The 5,293-nt window shown below is 69.6% G+C and carries 4 protein-coding genes and 1 pseudogene; all 5 read left to right on the top strand.

The window, feature by feature from the left end; genetic code table 11:
* On the top strand, positions 1-676 hold a 676-nt coding region (locus G6026_RS15460; RefSeq protein WP_182613693.1), incomplete at its 5' end, for an aminotransferase class IV.
* 136 nt (positions 677-812) lie between these two features.
* Entirely contained in the window at positions 813-2,315 is a 1,503-nt protein-coding gene (locus tag G6026_RS15455) for a cytochrome ubiquinol oxidase subunit I (RefSeq protein ID WP_107755799.1), read from the top strand.
* A 14-nt stretch (positions 2,316-2,329) separates the two neighbouring features.
* On the top strand, positions 2,330-3,379 hold the full coding sequence (cydB, locus tag G6026_RS15450) for a cytochrome d ubiquinol oxidase subunit II (RefSeq protein WP_182613692.1): 1,050 nt from the start codon (positions 2,330-2,332) through the stop codon (positions 3,377-3,379).
* 6 nt (positions 3,380-3,385) lie between these two features.
* Positions 3,386-5,092, top strand: a complete 1,707-nt coding sequence (gene cydD, locus G6026_RS15445) for a thiol reductant ABC exporter subunit CydD (RefSeq protein WP_182613691.1) — start codon at positions 3,386-3,388, stop codon at positions 5,090-5,092.
* A pseudogene (locus G6026_RS15440) lies at positions 5,089-5,293 on the top strand (ABC transporter ATP-binding protein); the annotation flags it as partial. The gene cydD and the pseudogene G6026_RS15440, both read left to right, overlap by 4 nt.

The following is a 5,293-nucleotide window of genomic DNA, read 5'->3' as shown; positions in this document are numbered from 1 at the left end:
CGGGCCCACAGCCGATCAGTGGGAGGTGGGGGTGGCCCTGGCCGCCCGCGAATGGGGCCCGGACTCCGAGGGGATGCTGCGACTGGTGCTGTCCCGCGGCCCGGAACGAGGGGGCCCGGAGACGGCGTACATCACCGTCGCACCCGTCGGCCCGCACGCCGTGCGGGCGCGGGCGCAGGGCATCGCGGTGACCGTGCTGGGGAGGGGATTCCCGGCGGACTTCGCCGCGTCGGCGCCCTGGATGCTGCTCGGTGCCAAGACCCTGTCCTACGCGGCCAACATGGCGGCACTGCGCCACGCGGCCGCGAACGGGTTCGACGACGTCGTGTACCTGTCCTCCGAGGCGGAGGTCCTCGAGGGCCCCCGGTCTACGGTCGTCATCGCCCGATCGGGCGAACTCGTCAGCCCGCCGGCCGAGGTGGGGATCCTCGAGGGCACCACACTCGGGGCGCTCGCGGAGGTGGCGAAGCGCGACGGGGTCCCGGTTCACCGCGAGAGGCTCCTGCTGTCAGATCTGCTCACCGCCGATGCCGTGTGGTTGCTCTCCTCGGTCACCCTCGCCGCACGTGTCCGCCGCATCGACGACGTCACACTGGACGGGCCCGAGCCCGGGATCGACGTGGCCGGGATGGTCGACCGCGCCGTCGGGCGGGCCCAGGGCTCCGATTCTGGATAAATTCCCTTCATCCTCCCTGCTAGGGGTGTCCAAGACCACACAGTGCCGTATTGAGTACCGATACCCCTAGGCGTACCGTCCTGCATAGGGCCGCCCGATCAGGTCGTGGCGGTATTCGTAACAGGAGCTCGGGCTCATGGACGTACTCGACATCTCGCGGTGGCAGTTCGGGATCACCACCGTCTATCACTTCGTCTTCGTCCCGTTGACGATCGGTCTGGCCCCCTTGGTGGCGGTCATGCAGACCGTGTGGGCGGCCACCGGGAAACCCGGGTGGTATCGCGCCACGAAGTTCTTCGGAAAGCTCTTCCTCATCAACTTCGCGCTCGGCATCGTCACCGGAATCGTGCAGGAATTCCAGTTCGGGATGAACTGGTCCGAGTACTCCCGGTTCGTCGGCGACGTCTTCGGTGCGCCCCTCGCTCTCGAGGGCCTCGCTGCGTTCTTCCTCGAATCGACCTTCCTCGGGCTGTGGATCTTCGGCTGGGGACGTCTGCCCAAGGCGGTCCACCTCGCGTCCATCTGGATGGCGGCGATAGGGGTGAATCTGTCCGCGTACTTCATCATCGCCGCCAATTCCTTCATGCAGCACCCCGTCGGCGCGGTCTACAACCCCGAGACAGGGCGGGCGGAACTCACCAGCATCTGGGCGCTCCTGACCAACCCGACGGCGCTCGCCGCGGTGCCACACACCATCGCGGGCGCCTTCCTCACCGCCGGGACCTTCGTCGCCGGCATCGGGATGTGGTGGATGGTCCGCGCCTCGCGCCAGCAGGTCGAGCTCGTCGCCGCCGGCGACGTGGACGCCGGGGCGGAGAAGAAGACCCAGGCACGCGAGATCTTCCGGCCGGTCACCCGGCTCGCGCTGTGGGTGATGATCGTGTCCGGAGCAGCACTCATCGCCACCGGGGACATCCAGGGCAAGTTGATGTTCGACCAGCAGCCGATGAAGATGGCGGCCGCGGAATCCCTGTGCCACACCGAGACCGACCCGAAGTTCTCCGTTCTGACGGTGGGGACACACAACAACTGTGAGTCGGTCAGCCACCTCATCGAGGTCCCGTACGTTCTCCCGTACCTGGCGGAGGGGCGGCTCTCGGGCGTCGAACTGCGCGGAGTCCAGGATCTCCAGGCGCACTACGAGGAGCAGTTCGGGCCCGGCAACTACTCACCCAACCTCTTCGTGACCTACTGGAGTTTTCGGGCCATGATCGGACTGGGTGTCGGTTCCGCCCTCCTGGCGGTCGTCGGCCTGTGGTACACCCGGCCCTCGGCACCCGTCCCCGATCAGCGCTGGCTCGGGACCCTCGGCATCGCGGCCATCCCGTTCCCGTTCCTCGCCAACTCGGCGGGCTGGGTGTTCACCGAGATGGGACGTCAACCGTGGGTCGTGCACCCCAACCCTGTCGGCGATCCGATGATCAGTCTTCTCGTCGGCCAGGGGGTGTCCGACCACTCTCCGTGGCTCGTGCTGGGTTCGCTGGCCGGGTTCACGATCGTCTACGGCGCCCTGGCCGTCGTGTGGTTCGTGCTCATCCGCCGCTACACCATCGAGGGGCCGCTGGAGCACGATGCGGAACCTCACCTCGGGCCACCCGACGGCGATGACGCCGGACGGCCGCTGTCCTTCGCGTACTGACAGGGAGAGAGCTCATGGGACTCCAGGAACTCTGGTTCATCCTCATCGCCGTGTTGTTTCTCGGATACTTCGTCCTCGAAGGGTTCGACTTCGGCGTGGGGATCCTCATGCCGGTCCTCGGGCGCGGTCCCGACACCCCCGATCGAGACCTCCGTCGTCGCGCCGTGCTCAACACGATCGGCCCGGTGTGGGACGGTAACGAGGTCTGGCTGCTGGTCGCGGGTGGGGCGATGTTCGCCGCGTTCCCGGAGTGGTACGCCACCCTGTTCTCCGGCTTCTACCTCCCGCTGTTCCTCATCCTGATCGCATTGATCCTCCGGGCCGTCGCGATCGAGTTCCGGGGCAAGATCGACACCGCCGCGTGGCGGCGCAGATGGGATCTGGCGATCGTCGTCGGCTCCGTGGTGCCCGCGGTCCTCTGGGGAGTGGCGTTCGCCAACATCGTCCGGGGGCTGGCCATCGACTCCGACAAGAACGTCACCAGCACTCTTTTCGACCTGCTCAACCCGTATGCCCTGGTCGGTGGCCTCCTCACCCTGACCGTGTTCACCCTCCACGGGGCCGTGTTCATCGCGCTGAAGACCTCCGGGGAGCTGCGGACCGAGGCGGTCAGGATCGCGCGGATCCTGGCACCGTCCGGGTTGGCGCTGGGCGGGGTCTTCACACTGTGGACACAGCTGGCCCACGGGCGCATGTGGACCTGGGGCGCCGTCGCGGTGGCCGCCGCCGCCCTCGTCGGTGTGGTCGCGGCGGTCTACGCGGACAGGGAGGGTCGGGCCTTCGCCGGTACCACCCTGGCCATCTCGGCGGTCGTCGTCCTCCTGTTCGGTTCGCTCTTCCCGGACGTCATGCCCACCACGTTGGCGGAGGGGGTCGGTCTCACCATCGAGAACGCCTCGAGTTCGCACTACACCCTCGTCGTCATGACCTGGGCCGCCGCGGCCCTCACCCCGGTGGTCCTGGTCTACCAGGGCTGGACCTACTGGGTGTTCCGCAAGCGCATCTCGGTGGACCAGATCCCTCCGTCGATCGGCCTCCGGCCCGCGCGGTCCGGGAGGAGCTGACCCCCGGTGGCGGCCCCACTCGATCCCCGGCTGCTCCACGAGTCGCGTTCGGTGCGCCGTCACCTCACGATCTCGGTGGCCCTCGCGGCGGTCACGGCCGCGGCGACGGCCGCGTTCGCGATCCTGCTCGCCCGGGTGCTCGCGGGCGTCATCACCGATCCCTCGGTGCGTGCGCTCGACGCCTGGACAGAGGAGCTGACCGGGCTGACCGTCGCGGCCGCCGTGCGGGTCACCGCGACATGGGCGCAACAGCGTCTGGCGCGCGCGGGCGCCGGAGAGGTCGTCGACGACCTCCGTGCCCGTGTCGCACGCGCCGTGGCGGGATGGGATCCGATCGAACGCCGACGGCGATCGGCCGAACTCGACGCCATCCTCACCACCGGACTCGGGGGCCTGGTGCCCTATCTCGCCGGGTACGTGCCGGCGCTGACGACCGCGGTCGTCGTCACCCCCGCGCTGGTCGTGGTGGTGGCACTGGTCGATCCGCTCTCCGCCGTGGTGATCGCGGTGACGCTCCCGCTGATCCCGGTCTTCATGATCCTGGTGGGCACCCTCACGAGGTCACGCACCGAGCGGCAGTTGCAGACCATGTCGACACTGTCCGCCCGCGTCCTCGACCTCATCGCGGGAGTGCCCACACTCGTGGCGCTCGGACGGGAACGCGGGCCGGAGGTTCAGGTCGCCGCGGCCGCCCGGGCTCACCGTCGCGCCACGATGGACGCGCTGAGGATCGCGTTCCTGTCCTCGATGGTCCTCGAGCTCCTCGCGACGCTGTGCGTGGCGCTGGTGGCGGTAGGGATCGGTCTGCGGCTCGTCGTGGGCGACATGGATCTCGCCGCGGGGATCGCCGCACTGATACTGGCGCCCGAGGTGTACCAACCGCTCCGCGCGGTCGGTGCCAGGTTTCACGAGTCCGCCGACGGCGCCCTCGCTGCGGACCGGGCCTTCGAGGTGCTCGACGGTCGCGCGGGCGAGCGGCTCGACGATCGGTCCGGCAGGGGAGGAGGCGGCACGGTTCGCGTCGCCGAGGGGCCCGCCCGGATCGAGATCGAGGGCCTCGAGGTGCGCAGCCGCGACGGGATGCGGCCGGCCGGTCTCGACCTGGTCGCCGAGCCCGGCCACCTGACCGTCCTCACCGGACCGAACGGATCGGGTAAGTCCACCGCCATCCTCGCGTTGTTGGCACTGCTGTCGACGTCGCGGGTCGAGGGGGGCCGGATTCGTATCGGGGGGATCGACGTCGAGGACCTCGATCGCGAGACGTGGTGGTCGCGGGTCGCGTGGCAACCCCAGAGTCCGACCCTCGTGTCCGGCACCCTGCGCGAGAACGTCGAGCTCTTCGGTGTGGACCCGGCTCGGCTCGACGCAGCGGCCCGGTTGGCGGGTGTCGACCGCGTGGTCGCGGAACGGGAGGAGGGATGGGATAGCCCTGTGGGCCCCGGGGGCGGTGGACTGTCGACGGGGGAAGCGCATCGGCTCGCGCTCACCAGGCTGTTCGCCGCGGACGCCGATGTCCTCGTCGCCGACGAGCCCACCGCGCACCTGGACGGGGAGACGGCCGGTCGGGTCGCCGACGCCCTCCGCGACCGGGCGCGGTCCGGCAGCACCGTCCTGGTCGTTTCGCATGCGCGAGAGGTCCTCGACTCCGCCGACGTCGTGGTGACACTCACCGCCGCGGGCACACCCGCAGCGCGACCGGAGGTGGCCCGGTGACCGACTTGCGCTACGTCCTCGCGCTGCTGGAACTGGACCGCCTCCGGGTGGCGCGGGCTGTGCTGATCGCCGTTCTGACCCTCGCCGCGGCGGGGGCGCTCGCCGCGATCTCCGCATGGTTGATCATCCGGGCGTGGGAGCGGCCCCCCGTGATGGACCTCACCGTCGCCGTCGTCGCCGTACGCGCACTCGGTATCGGCC

Origin of the sequence: Dietzia sp. DQ11-38-2, assembly GCF_014145055.1 — a bacterium.
GTDB lineage: Bacteria > Actinomycetota > Actinomycetes > Mycobacteriales > Mycobacteriaceae > Dietzia.
The sequence above is the reverse complement of the archived record's forward strand: the minus strand, read 5'-3'. Positions and strand labels throughout refer to the sequence as shown.

Bases quoted from the DNA above. Each gene is read 5' to 3' on its own strand.
- G6026_RS15455 (WP_107755799.1), top strand. From the start codon at position 813: ATGGACGTACTCGACATCTCGCGGTGGCAGTTCGGGATCACCACCGTC.
- cydB (WP_182613692.1), top strand. From the start codon at position 2,330: ATGGGACTCCAGGAACTCTGGTTCATCCTCATCGCCGTGTTGTTTCTC.